General features: G+C 66.2%; 16 protein-coding genes, 1 tRNA gene and 1 pseudogene. 8 read left to right on the forward strand and 10 right to left on the reverse strand.

The window, feature by feature from the left end; all coding sequences use genetic code 11:
* A partial coding sequence (locus ACKOED_RS11305; protein WP_408916711.1) for an SDR family oxidoreductase occupies window positions 1–141 on the forward strand: 141 nt, incomplete at its 5' end.
* 33 nt (window positions 142–174) lie between these two features.
* The gene (locus ACKOED_RS11310) at window positions 175–933 is read left to right on the forward strand and encodes an SDR family NAD(P)-dependent oxidoreductase (RefSeq protein ID WP_408916699.1); all 759 of its coding nucleotides are present in this window, start codon (window positions 175–177) and stop codon (window positions 931–933) included.
* A gap of 10 nt (window positions 934–943) precedes the next feature.
* Here ACKOED_RS11310 and ACKOED_RS11315 read toward each other — a convergent pair whose 3' ends face one another.
* From ACKOED_RS11315 to ACKOED_RS11325, 3 genes are read right to left on the reverse strand one after another with little or no spacing between them, the layout of a single operon-like run.
* Complete coding sequence (locus ACKOED_RS11315; protein ID WP_408916700.1) at window positions 944–1,348, reverse strand: hypothetical protein; 405 nt, start codon at window positions 1,346–1,348, stop codon at window positions 944–946.
* Window positions 1,345–2,193 (reverse strand): recombinase family protein, encoded by an 849-nt coding sequence (locus ACKOED_RS11320; RefSeq protein ID WP_408916701.1) that lies wholly within the window; start codon window positions 2,191–2,193, stop codon window positions 1,345–1,347. Before ACKOED_RS11320 ends, ACKOED_RS11315 begins: the two co-directional genes overlap by 4 nt.
* Window positions 2,194–2,229: 36 nt before the next feature.
* Entirely contained in the window at window positions 2,230–2,832 is a 603-nt protein-coding gene (locus ACKOED_RS11325; protein WP_408916702.1) for a DUF2924 domain-containing protein, read from the reverse strand.
* A gap of 210 nt (window positions 2,833–3,042) precedes the next feature.
* Here ACKOED_RS11325 and ACKOED_RS11330 point away from each other — a divergent pair, with 210 nt between their 5' ends.
* Window positions 3,043–3,297, forward strand: a complete 255-nt coding sequence (locus ACKOED_RS11330; protein ID WP_408916703.1) for a hypothetical protein — start codon at window positions 3,043–3,045, stop codon at window positions 3,295–3,297.
* A gap of 454 nt (window positions 3,298–3,751) precedes the next feature.
* On the opposite strand, the gene ACKOED_RS11335 is transcribed toward ACKOED_RS11330, so the two are convergent.
* Window positions 3,752–3,826: transfer RNA gene (locus ACKOED_RS11335), tRNA-Gly, on the reverse strand.
* 110 nt (window positions 3,827–3,936) lie between these two features.
* Here ACKOED_RS11335 and ACKOED_RS11340 point away from each other — a divergent pair.
* From ACKOED_RS11340 to ACKOED_RS11360, 5 genes are all read left to right on the forward strand, one after another.
* Window positions 3,937–4,428 (forward strand): prolyl-tRNA synthetase associated domain-containing protein, encoded by a 492-nt coding sequence (locus ACKOED_RS11340; RefSeq protein ID WP_408916704.1) that lies wholly within the window; start codon window positions 3,937–3,939, stop codon window positions 4,426–4,428.
* An 86-nt stretch (window positions 4,429–4,514) separates the two neighbouring features.
* Complete coding sequence (trxA, locus tag ACKOED_RS11345; protein WP_408916705.1) at window positions 4,515–5,438, forward strand: thioredoxin; 924 nt, start codon at window positions 4,515–4,517, stop codon at window positions 5,436–5,438.
* A 14-nt stretch (window positions 5,439–5,452) separates the two neighbouring features.
* Window positions 5,453–6,121, forward strand: coding sequence for an LON peptidase substrate-binding domain-containing protein (locus tag ACKOED_RS11350; protein ID WP_408916712.1), 669 nt, complete (start codon window positions 5,453–5,455; stop codon window positions 6,119–6,121).
* Between the two features lie 12 nt (window positions 6,122–6,133).
* Window positions 6,134–6,319, forward strand: a complete 186-nt coding sequence (locus ACKOED_RS11355) for a Trm112 family protein (RefSeq protein WP_408916706.1) — start codon at window positions 6,134–6,136, stop codon at window positions 6,317–6,319.
* The gene (locus tag ACKOED_RS11360; RefSeq protein ID WP_408916713.1) at window positions 6,312–6,668 is read left to right on the forward strand and encodes a gamma-butyrobetaine hydroxylase-like domain-containing protein; all 357 of its coding nucleotides are present in this window, start codon (window positions 6,312–6,314) and stop codon (window positions 6,666–6,668) included. Before ACKOED_RS11355 ends, ACKOED_RS11360 begins: the two co-directional genes overlap by 8 nt.
* Window positions 6,669–6,693: 25 nt before the next feature.
* Here the strand turns inward: ACKOED_RS11360 and ACKOED_RS11365 are convergent, their stop codons facing one another.
* The 6 genes and pseudogenes from ACKOED_RS11365 to ACKOED_RS11390 all read right to left on the reverse strand — a co-directional run.
* The gene (locus ACKOED_RS11365; RefSeq protein WP_408916707.1) at window positions 6,694–8,382 is read right to left on the reverse strand and encodes an LTA synthase family protein; all 1,689 of its coding nucleotides are present in this window, start codon (window positions 8,380–8,382) and stop codon (window positions 6,694–6,696) included.
* An 8-nt stretch (window positions 8,383–8,390) separates the two neighbouring features.
* On the reverse strand, window positions 8,391–8,711 hold the full coding sequence (gene trxA, locus ACKOED_RS11370; RefSeq protein WP_408916708.1) for a thioredoxin: 321 nt from the start codon (window positions 8,709–8,711) through the stop codon (window positions 8,391–8,393).
* A gap of 72 nt (window positions 8,712–8,783) precedes the next feature.
* Window positions 8,784–12,134, reverse strand: a complete 3,351-nt coding sequence (addA, locus tag ACKOED_RS11375; RefSeq protein ID WP_408916709.1) for a double-strand break repair helicase AddA — start codon at window positions 12,132–12,134, stop codon at window positions 8,784–8,786.
* Window positions 12,131–15,136, reverse strand: a complete 3,006-nt coding sequence (gene addB / locus ACKOED_RS11380) for a double-strand break repair protein AddB (protein WP_408916710.1) — start codon at window positions 15,134–15,136, stop codon at window positions 12,131–12,133. Before addB ends, addA begins: the two co-directional genes overlap by 4 nt.
* A 3-nt stretch (window positions 15,137–15,139) precedes the next feature.
* Window positions 15,140–15,853 carry a nucleotidyltransferase family protein gene (locus ACKOED_RS11385; protein WP_408916714.1) on the reverse strand — a complete coding sequence of 238 codons (714 nt, stop codon included), beginning with the start codon at window positions 15,851–15,853 and terminating at the stop codon, window positions 15,140–15,142.
* A pseudogene (locus tag ACKOED_RS11390) lies at window positions 15,853–16,311 on the reverse strand (bifunctional tRNA (adenosine(37)-N6)-threonylcarbamoyltransferase complex ATPase subunit type 1 TsaE/phosphotransferase); the annotation flags it as partial. The gene ACKOED_RS11385 and the pseudogene ACKOED_RS11390, both read right to left, overlap by 1 nt.

Below are 16,311 nucleotides of genomic sequence, written 5' to 3' on the forward strand. Positions count from 1 at the left end.
GTCATCGCCCGCACACCAGCTGGCCGCTGGGGTCAGCCCGGCGACATCGCAGGCGCCGCCGTCTTCCTCGCCAGCCCCGCTTCCGACTTCATCACAGGAGCCGCACTGCCTGTAGATGGCGGCTACTCGGCCCAGGCATGAAGGGTCCATCAACAGAACAGGGGAGTGAAACAGGTGGCTGCGGTTTATAGCGATCTCGAAGGACAAGCTGTACTCGTCACGGGCGGCGGCTCGGGTATCGGCGAATCGATTGTACGGCGCTTCGCCGGCCAGAAATGCAAGGTTGCCTTCATCGACGTAGCGAAAGAACATTCGGAAGCACTTGTCCGGGATCTCACCTCGCAAGGCTCTGCAGTGCGCTTCGAGCACGTCGACCTGCGCGACATCGACGCGCTGCGGCGCGCGATCAAGCGCGTGAAGGCAGATCTCGGCCCCATCAGTATTCTTATCAACAATGCAGCGAACGACGAACGCCATCAAACGCCTGAAGTGACGCCCGAATACTGGGACGACCGTATTGCCGTCAATATCCGGCACCAGTTCTTCGCCGCGCAGGCAGTGCTCCCGGACATGAAGGCAGCAGGCCGGGGGGTGATCATCAATTTCGGATCGATCTCCTGGATGATCGGCCATGGCGGCATGGCTGGCTACACCACTTCAAAGGCAGCCGTGCTTGGCCTGACGCGCTCCCTTGCGCGTGACTATGGCCCATACAACATCAGGGTCAACGCGATTGCTCCCGGCTGGATCATGACCCAGCGGCAAATCGACAACTGGCTCACGCCCCAGGCGCTCCGGGAACTGGAAGAAAGGCAATGCCTCAAGCGCAAAATCATGCCAGACGAGATCGCACGCTTCACTGTGTTTCTCGCTTCCGAAGAGGCATCCGCCTGCACGAACCAGCAGTATGTTGTGGATGGTGGATGGGTTTAGAAGCTGTAGCCTACTCTCCAACAGCCGAAGCCATGTTGGAAGCCACAACAGATTGTTGAGACCACTCCAGCGGAAACGGCTGCATCGCCCTCGCCATTGAAAGGCCAGGGGGCTGACGGCCCGCCAAGACCGCCTCTACGAGTTCCGGTGCCAGCAGTGTGATCCGCAGCAGACGGCTGACATACGACGGTTTGATGTTCGCGGCGTTGGCTATCTCCTCAAGGGTTTGGTCGTTACCCTCCTGCAGCATCTTCTTCCACCGGAAGCCGCGCGCCAGCGCCTTCAGCAGTGCGCTGTCTCGCCTGGAGCGTGTCGGCGGTGATGCTGGCGTTCCATAGGGCGTCAGGATCAGTTTTCGGCCGCCGCGCTTACGGATGGTGAAGGGTACAACGACTGTGGTGGTCTGATCCGTCATGCTGCCGCCTTCCGGGTCTTTGCGGCGACGGTTCCTACCTCAGTCACCATCTGAGCGAGACCTCTGTCTCGGAAGCGGATTTTCAGACCGCCGGTGCCGACTTCAACCCGATCTATCAGCAGCTGGACGACACGTGCCTGCTCGATCGGAAAGAGTTGCGCCCAGAGCGGATCCAGGGTCGTGAGGGCGTCCCGAACATCCGCCTCGCTGACCTCGTCCTGTTCAAATCGCGCGGCCTTCCATGTGGCGACAACTACCTCGGGTGCCCACAACATGGCTCGCAGCTGGTCGATCACTGCCAGCTCGATTTCTGCGGTTGGCACCCGCGGTACGGGGCAGGTGCCGGCTCCATGTTTCAAGACCGTCTGGCTGAGGTAATAGCGATAGAGTCGGTCGCCCTTCCGAGTGTGGGTGGGCGAGAACGCGGCTGTGACCTCCCGCTCGAACTGGGCAAAGGACAGGAGGATGTTGAGGGTGAGGCGCCCCATGGAGGTGGTGGTATTGAAGCTCTGGGGGACGCTGACGAAGGTTACGTTGTTGCGGTCGAAGACTTCCACCAGCTTGGAGAAGTCTATCAGCGAGCGCGACAGTCGGTCGATCTTGTAGACCACGACCACGTCGACCAGTCCGTCTTCGATGTCCGACAGGAGCCGCTGTAGAGAAGGGCGGTCCAGCGTGCCGCCGGATATGCCGCCATCGTCATACTGGTCCCGAACCAGTGCCCAACCCTCGGAGCGCTGGCTGGCGATATAGGCCTCACAGGCCCCCCGCTGGGCGTCGAGGCTGTTGAACTCCTGCTCGAGGCCTTCCTCGGAGGATTTACGGGTGTAGATGGCATAGCGCAACCGAGGGGGCGGCAGGCTTGGTCATGCGCGCCTCCCCTACTTGAGTCCGAAGAAGGCGAGACCGTTCCACTGGATGCCCGTGATCGCGCGCGCAATGACAGAGAGCGACTTGTAGGGTCGGCCCTGATATTCGAAGTCATCATCCCGCACCGTGACGCAGTGCTCGACGCCCTGATAATCGCGGATCAGACGCGTCCCGGAGATGGGCCGCGTATCAGCGCGCGTCTGCCGCTTCGCCTTGCTGCCGCCGTCCAGTTCCTCGCCAAGCTTTTCTAGCCGCCGCACCGTCTCTGGCTTCAGGCCGCCGTAGGCCAGCTTGCTTTCGAGGTAGCGCCGGTTGAAGGGCGGCGGCTCTCCCTCGAACAATTGCCGCCATTGCTCCTTGAGTTTTGGCGTCGGGGTGGTCTTCAGCGTGGCGAGCCGCGCCAAGACTTGATCGCTCATCGTGTCATGCCTCCTTGTGAGTTGCGGGTTGCATGACTGCTCTTCACGCCAGATTAAGTCGACTGAACCTTCTGAACGGTCAGCAGATAAAGGGCTGGACTTCGTCGCCTTCATGCGGACGAGCCCAGCCGCGAGGATGCGGCCGAGTTCTGCAAGGTGTTCGGCGGCCGTCATGCGCTGGAATTGACGCATCATTCCTCCAGAAAGCAGCGAAACTGCCTGTCTTCCCGCCTGATATGTCAGCAAAGTAGAGCGCTTATGAGCTCACCGCAAACGGCACGCCCGCCGCAGAACAGGAGACACGGATAACCATGATCTTCCCGACCCGCAACGAAGCGTGGGGCTTCACCGGAACGATGCGGCCCGACCGGTGCGGCCTTGCCCGATGCCTGGGACACGGCGTTCATGGCCATCGCCAGGGCAACAGACGGCGAGCCCGAAGGGATCCGCGACTTCCTCGACCGCCGCCGCTTCGCGGACAGCGTCTGCGAGTTCAGCGGAAAGGGTCAGAGCCTGGAGGATACGATCCGGAACACCGGCCGAATCTGGAACGGCTGGAGGATCGGGCGCAGCATCCAGCGCGAGACAGGCATCCCGCGCGGCCTCCCCTACCTGACCGGATGGGTCCACCACTTCGGCATGCTGGCCGAAGCCGCCTGACGCACCACCGCGCTCCTCTGCTCCGTGCCTGATGCCGGACACAATGATGCATGTGATCTGGCGCCCGCCACGAGCGGTCACGAAGAGTACATGCCGTTTTCCCACCACGTAGATGCCAAGCCGGCATGCACGCGAAAGTGAGCCATTTGGCGCATTGAAGGAACACGTGGCCGAGTGTGGACCCCGCGCCTTCTGGTTCTTCGTCTGGAGAGGTTCCGGGGGCGCTCTCTACTCCACGTGGACCCGACCTCAATTCCGAGCCGTGGTTCTTGGGGACGGTCTGTCGCCAGCCTTGTATCCGGCGGGGAGAATGGCCGAGGTGAGCCTACGATTCACCTGGATATTGGAGGGATGTCCGCGGTTTCGTGGTGGCGACATGGTGGCGACAAACGACGCAGACGTATGGTCCGCACTCTCGCCAAAACTTCTAAATAACTGAATTTCAACGAGAAACTGGAGCGGGCGACGCGAATCGAACGCGCGACCCTAACCTTGGCAAGGTTATGCTCTACCCCTGAGCTACGCCCGCTTCCATGAGCCTTTCCGGCGGAGGCCGGAGGGTGACGGCGTTATTGCCTAACTCACCGGCAAATGCAAGAACATCGTCAAGCCGCCAGTTCCGCAGGATTTCCAGCTGCCATGCCCGCTACCCGTGAGGATTTATTTGCCCGCTTCAAGGCCCTCGGCATCGTCACCGAAACCCGGGACCATGCCCCGGTCTATACGGTTGAGGAGGCACAGGCGCTGCGTGGCGAAATCCCCGGCGGGCACTGCAAGAACCTGTTCCTCAAGGACGATAAGGGCAATATCTGGCTGATCGTCTGCCTGGAGGAGGCGCAGATCGACCTCAAGGCGGCGCCGGCCCGGATCGGCTCGCGGCGGCTGTCCTTTGGCAAACCGGAGCTGTTGCGGGAGGTGCTGGGCGTCGAGCCCGGCTCGGTGACCCCTTTTGGCCTCATCAACGACACCGAAAAGCGGGTGAATGTGGTGCTCGACGCCGCCATGATGGCCCATGAACGCCTCAACTACCACCCGCTGGAGAACACCGCGACAACCACCATCCGGTCAGCCGATCTGCTGGCCTTCATCCGCGCTTGCGGCCACCAGCCGGCGGTCGTGGCGGTGGCCTGATCCCGTCAGCCGGGCCCGGAAAAGCGGCCGCATTGAAACACGGCCGCATTTGCCCCATTTATTGAGGTTGAAAGAGGTAACCTGCCATGAATTCCATAATCGGCGGCCAGTCGGCCCCCTCCGCCCAGGCTCCGGCCGGCGACCTGATCAAGGATTCCAACACCCAGAACTTCATGCGCGATGTGATCGAGGCCTCGCGCCAGACGCCGGTCATCGTGGATTTCTGGGCGCCGTGGTGCGGGCCGTGCAAACAGCTGGGCCCGGCGCTTGAGAAAGTGGTGCGGCAGGCCAATGGCAAGGTCCGCATGGTGAAGATCAACGTCGACGAGAACCAGCAGCTCGCCGCGCAGATGCGCATCCAGTCCATTCCGGCGGTCTATGCCTTCGTCAACGGCCAGCCGGTTGACGGCTTCATGGGCGCGCTGCCGGAGAGCCAGCTGAAGCAATTCGTGGACCGGCTCGGCGGCCAGGGCAGCATGGCCGAAGAGATCGAAGCCGCACTCGCCGAGGCGCGCGCCGCGCTGGACCAGCAGGACTACCAGTCCGCCGCGCAGATTTTCGCTCAGGTGATCCAGGCCGACCGTGAGAACCCCGGCGCCATTGCCGGGCTTGCCCGATGCCAGATCGCGGCGGGCGATCTTGAAAACGCCAAGGCCACCCTCGCTCTCGTTCCGCCCGCCAAGGCGAATGATCCCGAGGTGCTGAGCGCCACGGCAGCGCTCGACCTGGCGCTCAACCCGGTGGATGTGTCCGAAATCGGCAAGCTTGAGGCCGAGATCGCCCGCAATCCCGATGATTTCCAGGCCAGGCTCGATCTCGCCGTGCTGCTCAACGGCGCCGGCGCGCGCGCCGAGGCCACCGACCAGCTCATTTACGTGATCCGCAAGGTGCGCGGCTGGAACGACGAGGCGGCGCGCAAGCAGCTGGTCAAGTTCTTCGAGGCCTGGGGCCCCAAGGACGAGTTCACCATCGCGGGCCGGCGCAAGCTCTCCTCGGTGCTGTTCTCGTGACGGAGCGCGCCGACATGGGTTTCATCGGCCGCTACCGCCGCCCGGAGGATCTGCCGCGGCAGATCCCGCTGTTTCCGCTGGCGGGGGCCTTGCTGCTTCCGCGCTCGGACCTGCCGCTCAACATTTTCGAGCCGCGCTATCTGGCGATGGTTGATGACGCGATGTCGGGCAGCCGGATCATCGGCATGATCCAGCCGGCGGCGGGTGACGAGGCCGCCGGGCTTCCGGCGCTGATGAAGGTGGGCTGCCTCGGCCGCATCACCTCCTATGCCGAAACGCCGGATGGCCGCATGATGATCACCCTCACCGGGGTCAGCCGGTTCGAGGTCGTCCAGGAACTGGACGCGATCACCCCCTACCGGCAGGCGATCGTCTCCTGCCATCCCTTCGCCGCCGATCTGGCGTCCGGAACGGGGTCGGCCAATGTCAACCGCCCGGCGCTGCTCAAGGTGTTCCGCGACTATCTGGAAGCCAACCAGATGAGCGCCGACTGGAGCCAGGTCGATTCGGCGCCCACCGAGGTTCTGGTCAACACCCTCTCGCAGCTCGCACCCTATCCGCCGCAGGAGAAGCAGGCCCTGCTCGAAGCGCCCGATCTCAAGACCAGGGCCGACGTGCTGGTGGCGCTCACCGAAGTGGCGCTGAGCCGGATGGCGAAAAGCGGCAAGCCGCGGCTGCAGTAGGGCCTGGCTCCGATGGCCGATATCCGCACCGATCCCCGGCTGCTCGAACTGCTGGTCTGCCCGCTCACCAAGACGAGGCTGCAATATGACGCTGAGCGCCAGGAACTGATCTCGCGCGCCGCCGGACTTGCCTATCCGATCCGGGAAGGCATTCCGATCATGCTGCCCGAGGAAGCGCGCGAGCTTGGCCGTGAATGATCCGTGGCCGGAGGAACTGCGCCTGGCCGCGGCGGGCTCCGAGCTCCATGTGAATTTCGATTCGGGCGAGGCCTTCGCGCTTGCCGCCGAGTATCTCCGCGCCGAAAGCCCCAGCGCCGAGGTGAAGGGTCATGGGCCCGGCCAGGAGCAGCTGGTGTGGGGCAAGCGCACCGTCAGGATCCGCAAGCTCGAGCCGGTCGGCACCTATGCGGTGCGCATCGTGTTCGACGACGGCCACAGCTCGGGGCTTTATACCTGGCCCTATCTGCTCAAGCTTGGCCGCGAGCGGGAACAGATCTGGCAGGCCTATCTCGGCAAGCTCGCCGCCGCGGGGCTTTCCCGCGGCTGAGGCCAATACCGGGGAACTCGCGGCGCTACAGCGGCGCGGCTGAAAACAGCTGATTCTGGATCACCGCTTCCGCGGGCTGCACGGCGGGTGAAACTTCATCACGGCAAGTCTTGCCGAGATAGCTGAGGTAGCGGTCCTGGGCTGGCTTTCCGGCCCAGGCGAGCAGCAGCGGCGGCAGGCAATAGAGTGGCCTGCCTTCCATGGCCCGCGCCAGCGATGCGGGCGCTCTGGTGTTGCCTGCCACCAGCAACGGCACCTGGTGAAGCCGTGGGTCAGCCTCTGATTTCATGCCGTTCTTCCACTGGTGCAGCCTGAGGCCGGGAAGATGATCGCCAAACGCCACCAGCACATAAGGCCGGCCCCTGGCGTCCAGCGCGCGCTTGAAGCGGGCCAGCGATTCGACCGCATTGCCAAGCCGCGTGCGATAGTCATGCACACCGGGGTGGCCTTCAGCATCATTTTCGGTCTTCGCATAGGGTCCGTGCGTCTCGACGGTGACGATGAAATGAAACTGCGGCTTGCCGTCATCAGCCTTGTCGCGCACGAATCGGTAGAGGCCTTCGTCGGTTGGCCAGTCATTGGCCTGGATCACCAGCGTCATCTCTTCCATGCTGGCGAAACTGCCGAAGCCCAGCCTCGGGTAGACCTGATCGCGCAGCCAGAAGCGGCGGGTGAAGTTATGATAGGCGCTCGCCGTATAACCATTCTCCGTCAGAAGCCGCGGCAGGCTGCGCGCCTTGTCGGTGAAGTATTGCACATAGTGCTGATAGGGAATGATGCCGCCGCGGAAGCTCCTGACCGGAATGCCGGTCAGCGCCTCGAACTCCACATTGGGCGTGGTCCCGCCATAAACGGGCGAGACGACGGACGTCTCCGCAAAGCCGGCGGCCGCCAGCTGATTGAGCGGCGAATTCTGGTCGGCGGGGTCGCGCCACCAGGCTTCGCCGAGTACCAGATAGATGTCGGGTGGCGGCCCCATGGCGGCAGTGGCGGGTGGCGGCGCGTTGAGCGCGTCGAGCGCCTGGCGCACCTCGGCTTCGCTGTAGGTCTTGAGGCGCAAGCCGGCCGTCGAAAAGTAAAGGTGCGTGCCGAAGCCGTTCATGCGCTCGCTTTCGGCCTGGCTGAAGGTGAGGTTCTCGACGCCGATCCACCAGGAATTGTCGTGAATCCATTTCGCCACTGCTTCGCTGCGGTAGCTCGACAACAGAATGAGGAAAAGAGCCGCCATGGGGATGCTCCACCAGCGCAGCCGCAGGTTCCGGAAATAGAATATCCCGGCGGGGATTATTGCCGCGCCGATCAGCCAGTGATGCCACGCGACGTAATGCAGGAGATGCATGGACTGGCCGGTCAGGAACAGATCGCTGACCTGGAAGGGCTCACCGGTGGCCTCGCGCTTGATCGCCGACAGGGTGCCGAAGAACAGCAAGGCCGCGCCCAGCATGGCGCCAGCCGGGATGAGGCGCGCCGCGGCGGCGAACAGCCCCAGCATGGCCATCGGCACCAGCATGCGCGAGAACCAGAAGTGCCATAGGCTGCGGCCTTCCAGATACGCCGGTGTCCAGTTGCCGAGCCAGGCATGCACCGCCAGCAGCAGCACATAGACCAGCAGCAGCCGCAACAGCAGCCCCGCGCCAGCCTTCAGCCGGCGCGGCAAGCTCGCGGAAATGTCGCGCATCCGCCCGCTGGCGGCCGCGGCGCTGTCAGCCGGCACGGCAGAAATCAGATCGACTGTTCGATCCAGGCCTGAAGCTGGTTCTTGGGCGCGGCGCCGACTTTGGTCGCCGCCACCTGGCCGGCCTTGAACACCATCAGGGTTGGGATGCCGCGCACCCCGTAGCGGGACGGCGTCGACGGGTTATCGTCGAGGTTGATCTTGACGATCTTGGCCTTGGGGCCGAGGCTGGCGGCGATCTCTTCCAGCGCCGGGGCGATCATCTTGCAGGGTCCGCACCATTCCGCCCAGAAATCGACGACGACGGGCGTATCGGATTGCAGGACGTCCTTGTCGAAGGACGCGTCGGACACCTTGTGCGTGGCCATGGAAACCTCTTCGGGGCTGGGGCGGGATTCGCCGTTGCGATGGCCGCAAGGTAGGAGCGGCTCCCGGCAGGGTCAAGGCCGGGGCTGGCGCAGGGCGGCCATGCGGTCCAGGAGCGGGTCGGGGATCGCCATGACCCGGGGGGCCTCCGTCCAGACGATGCAGAAGCGCAAGGGCTTGCCAGGCCCAGCCAGGCGCAGGGCATCGCGGTAGATCGCCAGCTGCATCAGATAGTCAGGGTTGCAGGCTTCGGGCGTGTCCGGCGGCTGGCGGTCGGTCTTGTAATCGGCAACCAGAATGGCCTCCGGCGTCACCACCAGCCGGTCGAGGCGGCGGCGCTCGATACCGCCATCCGGCGTCTCGGCGATCAGGGTGGCTTCCGAATGGCCCTCGGCGGAGAGGATTTGGGCGAGCAGCGGCTCGGCGATCAGCGCCTCGATCTGCCGGGCGAGCCCCGGATCGGCGCCGCCGCGCTTGACGGCCGCGGCGATAGAGGCGGCGCGCTCCGCTTCCGGCCGATCGGGCAGGTTCTCGAGGATGCGGTGGATGAGAATGCCGCGCGCCACCGCCGCTGCGTCGCGGGGCGGCTCTGGCGGTTCCGTGGCGGGGGAGGCGGGGCCAGCCGCCGCGGGGCGGTTGATCCATTCCGGCAAGGCGGCCGCCGCTGCCGCGGATGGATTTTCTGATGCCGGTTCCAGCGCCGGCGCCGCGCCGAGCCGCCAGCCAGTGCCATCTTCAAGCGGGATCATCTTGCTTTGCAGCGCGGCGGCGACCGTGTTGTACCAGCAGGTCTCGACTGGCTTGGTCTTTCCGGCATAGCCACAGATATAGAGCTCATCCTCGGCGCGCGTCATGGCCACATAGAGCAGGCGGCGGTACTCCGCGAGGCTTGCCGCCTTCTGCTCCTCCTTCAGCGGCATGACGCTATGCCCGGCCTCAAGCTTCGGCACCACCCACAGCGGCACCTTGGCATGGCCGGCGGCGCCGCTGTCCAGCATCAGCAGCGGGTTGCTCTTGCGCGAGTCCGGCACGCTGGTGGTGTCGGGCAGGATGACGATCGGCGCTTCGAGGCCCTTGGCGCCATGCACTGTCATCACCCGTACCTGGCCCGAGTCCGGCTCCATGTTGCGCTTGATCTCGATCTCCTCGGCCTGGAACCAGTTGACGAAACCGGCGAGCGAGGTGCCGTTCTGTTCCTCATAATCGAGCGCGCGGCCGAGCAGCGCATCGATGGCGTCATTGGCTTCGCTGCCGAGCCGCTCGAGAAACCGCATGCGCGCGTGTGAAAGAACCCCGGCAAAGAACTCGAAAGGCCGGGCCCGCGCCGCCGCGGCCATCAGCGGGCGGAGCAAGGCCGCGGCGGCGGCGAAGGGTTCGCCCTGCTCCTGTGCCAGCCGCCGCCACAGCGTGCCGGGCAGCCGGTTCGCGGCGATGTGAAGAAGCTGGTCCTCGCTCAGGGGGCTGGCCAGCAGCGGGCTTTTCAGGATCGCGGCCAGCGCATGATCGTCTTCCGGCATGATGGCGAATTGCGCCAGCGCCATCAGGTCGAGCACCGCGATATTCTCGCCGAGCTTCAGCCGGTCGGCGCCGGCCACTGGCACGCCTTCATTCCACAAGGCACGGATCATGGCGTCGAAGAAGCCGTTGCGCTGACGCACCAGGATCAGGATATCGCCCGCCGCCACGGCGCGGCCGCGGGCCTGAAGGCGGCGGCGGCCGATCCAGCCCTTGATGGTCCGGGCCAGCTTTTTCGCCAGCCGGCGGCGGGGCGCATGCGCCGGCTCGCGGTCCACCGGCGCCTGCCAGGGCAACTCCTCGTCCTTGTCGCCCGGAAGCTCCAACGCCCAGATTTCGACAACCCCCGGAACGCCACGCCGGTTCGGCTCGTGATGCCAGTCGCGGTCAACGCCGCCATCGGCATCGCGCCGCGCCGCCGATCCCGGGGCGAACACGGCGTCGACGGCCTCAAGCACCGCTGGCGCGGAGCGGAACGACACGCTGAGATCGACCGGCCGGAATTCCTGGCCAGCGCCCTTGACCTGACGGCCGACCTCGCCCAGCACGGTTTCGAACACCTTGGGATCGGCACCCTGGAAGGAATAGATCGACTGTTTGCGGTCGCCGACCACGAACAGGGTGCGGGGCTTGCCGCGGTGGCGGCCTTCGCCGGCAAAGAACTCATCCGTCAGGGCACGGATGATCTGCCATTGCGCCGGGCTCGTGTCCTGCGCCTCGTCGATCAGCAGATGCTCGATGCCGCCGTCGAGCTTGTAGAGCACCCAGGCGGCATCCGGCTTGTCGCGCAGCAAGCCGCTGGTCTTGGCGATGAGATCGTCGAAGTCATAGGCGCCGCGGGTTTTCTTCGCCTGTTCAAAACGCGCCGCCATGGCGCTGCCGAGCCTGAGCAGCGACAGTGTTGCGCCAAGGCAATCGAGATCGCCGATGAGGCCCATTCCGTTTTGCAGGCGCGCCTGTTCCGCCCTGAAGAAATCCTCGATCCAGCCATTCTTCTCCATCGTGTTCTTGTTGGCGATGCTCTTGCGCGGCTCGCGTTCCTTGGTGAGCAGGAGCGGCCGCAGGTCCAGCAGTGTGAGCGACGCCGTCTGGCAGATGCGGCGGATGCTCTGCGCGCGCTTCTGCTCGGACTTGGTGCCGGTATCGAGCGCCGCGGCCAGTCTCAGATAGCTGTCGGCATCGCAGGCGAGGCTCCGCTCGATCACGTCGCGCGTCAGCCCTTGCTCCAGCGACAACAACCCGCGCAGGCGGCTCTCCGCCTGGGCGAGGCCGCCGTCCGGTTCGAAGAGCGCGCCGAGGCTGGCGCGCTTCGCCAGCAGCTGTGACAGAAGCTGGTCGAAAGCCGGGGCATCGACGCGGCTCACCACATCGGCGAGCGCCGCGCCCAGCGCGCCCGCGTCGGCGGCCCGCGCCTCGGCCAGAACAACATCGCGCGCCTCGGCCAGCAGCTTGGCGGTCTCGCGGTCATCGAGCATGGCGAAATGCGGCACGACACCCGCCTCCACCGGAAACAGCTGCAGCACGCGTTCACAGAAGGCGTGGATGGTCTGGATCTTGAGCCCGCCCGGCGTCTCCAGCGCCCGGGTGAACAATTGCCGGGCCCTGGCCAGCAGCGCATCGCCGGCATCGGGGCAGCCCAGATTCGCCAGTTCGGCGCGCAGTGGCCGGTCATCGAGCGCCACCCACTTGCCGAGGCGCTCGAACAGGCGGTTGGCCATTTCGGCCGCCGCCGCCTTGGTGAAGGTCAGGCACATGATGCGGGCGGGATCGCTGCCGCCCAGCAGCAGCCGCACCACGCGGTCAACCAGCACATGGGTCTTGCCCGAGCCCGCATTGGCGTTGACCCAGGCGGTGACCGCGGGGTCTGACGCGCGCAGCTGCGCCTGGCTGGCGGCGGGGTGGCCGCTCACGGCAAGTCTCCCGAGAGTGTCCATTCCTGGAAGCGTGAGAGATGGTCATAGCCGCCGGCGTCGTCGTCCTTTTCCATCATGGTGCGCGGCAGATAGGGCTGACGCGGATCGGCATAGGCGGTGAGCAGGCGTTCGAGCCCGGCGAGATGATCCCTGGCCAGCGCCATGACCTTGACCTCGACATCTTCGATTTCGCCCGGCGGATCGCCGCCGGTCAGGTGCACATAGACGATGTCCGATGTTTCGCGCGCCTTGATTCCGGCGAAACCGCCTTGCGCCAGAATGGCGGCCTGCAGCGTGAGCTGCGGCGCCATGCCTTTCTGGACCTGGGGCGGGGACGGCACCTTACCGGTTTTATAATCGATGATGCGCGCCGCGCCATCCGCCAGCAGATCGATGCGGTCGGCGCGGCAACTGAGCCGGAATGGCTCGCCGGCGACGTTGAGTTCAATCGCGCCGGGGCATTCGGCGACGGTGCGTTCGGCGCCATGGCGGAACTGCGGCTCATGATCGGCGAGCCAGCGCGCGGCGCGGCGGAACCGCGGCCACCAGAAACTGACGAGGCCGGGATAGTCGGCGATCTGTTCGAAGCGGCGGGCGCCGGCCTGTTCCAGCGCGGCGAAGACGTCAGCCGGCAGGCTGGTGGCGTGGTTCGTGAGAAAATCGCCGATAGCCCCATGGATGATGATGCCGCGCCGCGCCGGATCGGGTGCGGCCGACACCGGCTTCACCGGCTCGAGCAGCAACACATAGCGGGCGTAGATGGCATAGGGGTCGCGGATCAGCGTTTCGATGCGGGTGACGCTCAGCGCCCGGGGCCTCAGCGCCACGGGCGGCGCGGGCTTCGGCTTCGGGTTCGGGCGGACGGCGGCGGGTGTCACCAGTGCCCGCGCCCAGCGGGTCCAGCAGCCTGGCCCCGCGGGCGGCTCATGGCCCGCCGCCTTGAGGATCGTCCGCAGACGGAGGATCCAGCGCGACGGCGTTCCCGGTGAGTCGCCCATGCGCCGAGACCACAACAGCTTGACGTCGCCATTGCCGAAGGCCTGCACGAAATCATGCGCGGTCTGGCCGATCTGCGCCTCCGGCTGCTTCATGGCGAGGCTATCGCGCATCGGGCGGTTGATCCACGGCCCGCTGTCGACCGCGCCGGGCCAGGTTCCCTCGTTGAGCCCGGCCAGCACGGTGACGTCGGCGCGCATCAGCCGGGCTTCGAGAAGCCCCAGGATGCGCAGGTCGGATGGCGGTTGCCGCCTCGGGCGCACCGGCAGGCTGTGGAGCAAGTGCCGGATGATGCCGGCGGCGCGCGGCAGGTCGCAGGCGCCGAGCCAGTGCGATTCCTGGCGAAGCAGGTCGAGGGCCGCTTCAAGCTCCTCGCCGCCCTCGCCGCGCCGGAAGTCGTCGCCCGCCATCGCCTCGCAGGCCGTGGTGAGCCGCGCCAGATGGCCGGCGAGAGTCGTGGGCGGGCTGGCCGTCAGCGGCGCCAGCACCGCGGTGATGCGCTGGCAATGGGCGATGGCCTCCTCCCATGCGGCGGGGCTGACGCCGTGCAGCAGCAGATGCGGCAGGCGGCCATCCTCGGGCCTTTCGGCAAGGCGCATGGCATGGGCGAGCCTGCCGATCTCCGGCGCGCCGCCGCCGCTGCGCAGCACGGCGAGTTCGATCAGGCTCACATGGCGGCGGGCGTCATCGGCCGCAGAGCCGAAACCGGCAAGCTCATGGCGCAGCAGGGCGGCCAGCGGCAGCGCCGCGAAATTGCCAAGCAGCGCTTCGATCAGCAGGTTGAGCAGCGCCGCGCCGCCGAACCGGATCAGCGGTTCGCCCGCCGAGTCATTGATGTCGATGTTCCAGCGGCGCAGTTCCGCCTTGACGCGGCGGGCCAGCTGGCGGTCCGGGGTGACGAGGCAGCCGCTGCGGCCCGGCGTTTCCAGGCACTGGCGCAGGATCAGCGCCGCCGCCACCGCCTGCTCCTCGATGCTCCGCGTCTCGACCAGTTCGACGCCCTGCATGGCTTGCGTCACCTCTGATGCCTTGCCTGCCAGCGCGCCATGCCATTTCTCGGCGGTGCCGGCCGGGCGCATCAGTTCGCTGGCCAGCCAGGCGCGCGGGCCGGGTGCCGCGTCCGGTCCCAGATCCGCCACAAGATCGCGGCTGGCGCCAAGCCGCGCCAGCAGCTGCTTCATCGCATGCTGCGGATGGGTGGGGCCGACCTCCGCCCAGCTCTCGTCGTCCATCATCCGGTCGAGGCCTGGCAACACCACGGCGCCATTGGCAAGCCCGGCGATCGCCTTGAGCAGCGCGCAGGTGGCCGGGATGGTGCCGGTCGATCCGGCGGCGATGAACGGCCTGTCGCTGCGCATGAATTCCAGCCGCCGCGCCTCGCGGCGCAGGATGGCGGCGCGCCGCGCCTGGGGGCCCAGCGCATTGGCGGCAAGGAGCCGCCGCGGGTAGCCTTCCCGCACGATGCCGAGGAATTCCAGGATCGCCTCGCGGTGGCGCGCCGTCTCGAGCTCATAGAGTGCCGCGATCTTCGCCACCTCGATGTCCTCGGTTTCCACCGTATCGAGAAACTCGGCAAGCGACATGGCGAGGCCAGTGGCCAGCTGTGGCGCGGCGGCAATCTCGCGGGCAAGCGGCGTGGCCGGATAGGCGCTGGCCCATTCGTCGATCAGATCGATCAGCAGCAGCAGCTGGCCCGGCAGGCTCACCGGTTTGCCGAGCTCGTCCTGTGGATGAAGCGGCGCCAGCAGGTCTTCGTCGATGTCGCCCAGCGGCCTGATGCGCGGAAGCAGCGTGCCGGCCCCGCCCGCGAGGCGGAGGAAAGTGTCCTCCAGCTCGCGCACCGCGCGGCGGGTGGGAAGCAGGATCGTCCAGCGCGCCAGATCGAGCGGACCCGGCGGCTTTTCATCCGTACACGGAAAGCCTTGCAGCACGGCGCGCGCCAGGATCTCCAGGAACGGCTTGTCCGGCGCTATGGAATAGAGGCGCGGCGGGGCGGCGCTCATGGCTCAGGCCCTGAGCGCCTGTTCGGCAAGCGCGATCGATGCCGGCTCGCCGACATGCAGCCAGCGCCCCGCGTGTTCAAGCCCGAACAGGCGGCCCGTGGCGATGGCGCGGTCCCACAGCAGGTTCATCGAGAATTTGCCGGCGGGAGCGCCCTCGAACAGCCGCGGCGCCACCAGATAGCCGCCGGCATAGGCGAGCGGCGCGCCTGATGAAGCGGCGCGCCGGACGAGCCGGCCATCGGCGCCCAACACGAAGTCGCCGGCGCCGTCATAGCCGACGGTTCGGGCCAGCGGCGAGAGCAGCAACAGGCAATCCATGCGCGTATCGTCCCACGCGTGGCGCAGGCGGGCGAGCGCGGGCGCGCCCTCCTCCAGCCAGTAGCTGTCGCTGTTGATGACAAAGAACGGCGCTTCGCCCAGCAACGGCAGCGCCCTGGCGATGCCGCCGCCGGTATCGAGAAGCACGGCCCGCTCGTCCGAGATCACGATGCGTGGCGAGGCCTGCATCGCCGCCCAGGCCTCGATCTGGCCAGCCAGATAGTGGACATTCACCACCGCGGTGGAAACGCCCGCCGCGCGCAGCCGGTCGAAGCCGTAACCGATCAGCGGCTTGCCCGCCACCTCGACGAGCGGCTTGGGCCGCGTCAGGGTCAGGGGCCGCATGCGCTGGCCGTAGCCCGCCGCCAGCACCATGGCGCGGTCGCCGGGAATTGCCATCACGGCCGCTCGCGTTTCTCCGGCGGCAGATGCCGGTCGAACCAGTGTTTGAGGGCGGCGAGCCTGGGGTGCTGCAGGTTGCGCTCAAGATAACGCGAGACCCGCGGAATGTGGCGCAGGTAGCCGTGCTTGCCGTCCCGCTTCGAGAGTCTTGCAAAGATGCCGAGAATCTTGGTGGCCCGCTGGGCGCCGAGAATCGCATAGGCGAGGCCGAAGGACGGGCGGTCGAACGCGGCATCCTGGGCCCTGAGCGCGCAATAATGCCCGAACAGCGAATCGGCGAAGCCAAAGTCGATGTCGACCCGCGCATCCTGCAGCATCGAGGCGAGGTCATAGGCCAGATGGCCCATCAGGAAATCAAGGGTATCGAGTATTCCCACCCCCCAGATGCCCCCACTGTCCGGCAGACACAGCAGATTTTGCGAGTCATAATATCGCAGCACCCAGAACGGATTATC

It is taken from the genome of Aestuariivirga sp. (assembly GCF_046093005.1).
Classification (GTDB): domain Bacteria; phylum Pseudomonadota; class Alphaproteobacteria; order Rhizobiales; family Aestuariivirgaceae; genus Aestuariivirga.

What these genes read in the sequence shown, in the direction of transcription:
- ACKOED_RS11315 (WP_408916700.1), bottom strand. Translation starts at nt 1,348, where the DNA reads ATGACGGATCAGACCACCACAGTCGTTGTACCCTTCACCATCCGTAAG.
- ACKOED_RS11325 (WP_408916702.1), bottom strand. Translation starts at nt 2,832, where the DNA reads ATGATGCGTCAATTCCAGCGCATGACGGCCGCCGAACACCTTGCAGAA.
- ACKOED_RS11330 (WP_408916703.1), top strand. Translation starts at nt 3,043, where the DNA reads ATGGCCATCGCCAGGGCAACAGACGGCGAGCCCGAAGGGATCCGCGAC.
- ACKOED_RS11340 (WP_408916704.1), top strand. Translation starts at nt 3,937, where the DNA reads ATGCCCGCTACCCGTGAGGATTTATTTGCCCGCTTCAAGGCCCTCGGC.
- trxA (WP_408916705.1), top strand. Translation starts at nt 4,515, where the DNA reads ATGAATTCCATAATCGGCGGCCAGTCGGCCCCCTCCGCCCAGGCTCCG.
- ACKOED_RS11350 (WP_408916712.1), top strand. Translation starts at nt 5,453, where the DNA reads ATGGGTTTCATCGGCCGCTACCGCCGCCCGGAGGATCTGCCGCGGCAG.
- ACKOED_RS11355 (WP_408916706.1), top strand. Translation starts at nt 6,134, where the DNA reads ATGGCCGATATCCGCACCGATCCCCGGCTGCTCGAACTGCTGGTCTGC.
- trxA (WP_408916708.1), bottom strand. Translation starts at nt 8,711, where the DNA reads ATGGCCACGCACAAGGTGTCCGACGCGTCCTTCGACAAGGACGTCCTG.
- addB (WP_408916710.1), bottom strand. Translation starts at nt 15,136, where the DNA reads ATGAGCGCCGCCCCGCCGCGCCTCTATTCCATAGCGCCGGACAAGCCG.
- ACKOED_RS11385 (WP_408916714.1), bottom strand. Translation starts at nt 15,853, where the DNA reads ATGGCAATTCCCGGCGACCGCGCCATGGTGCTGGCGGCGGGCTACGGC.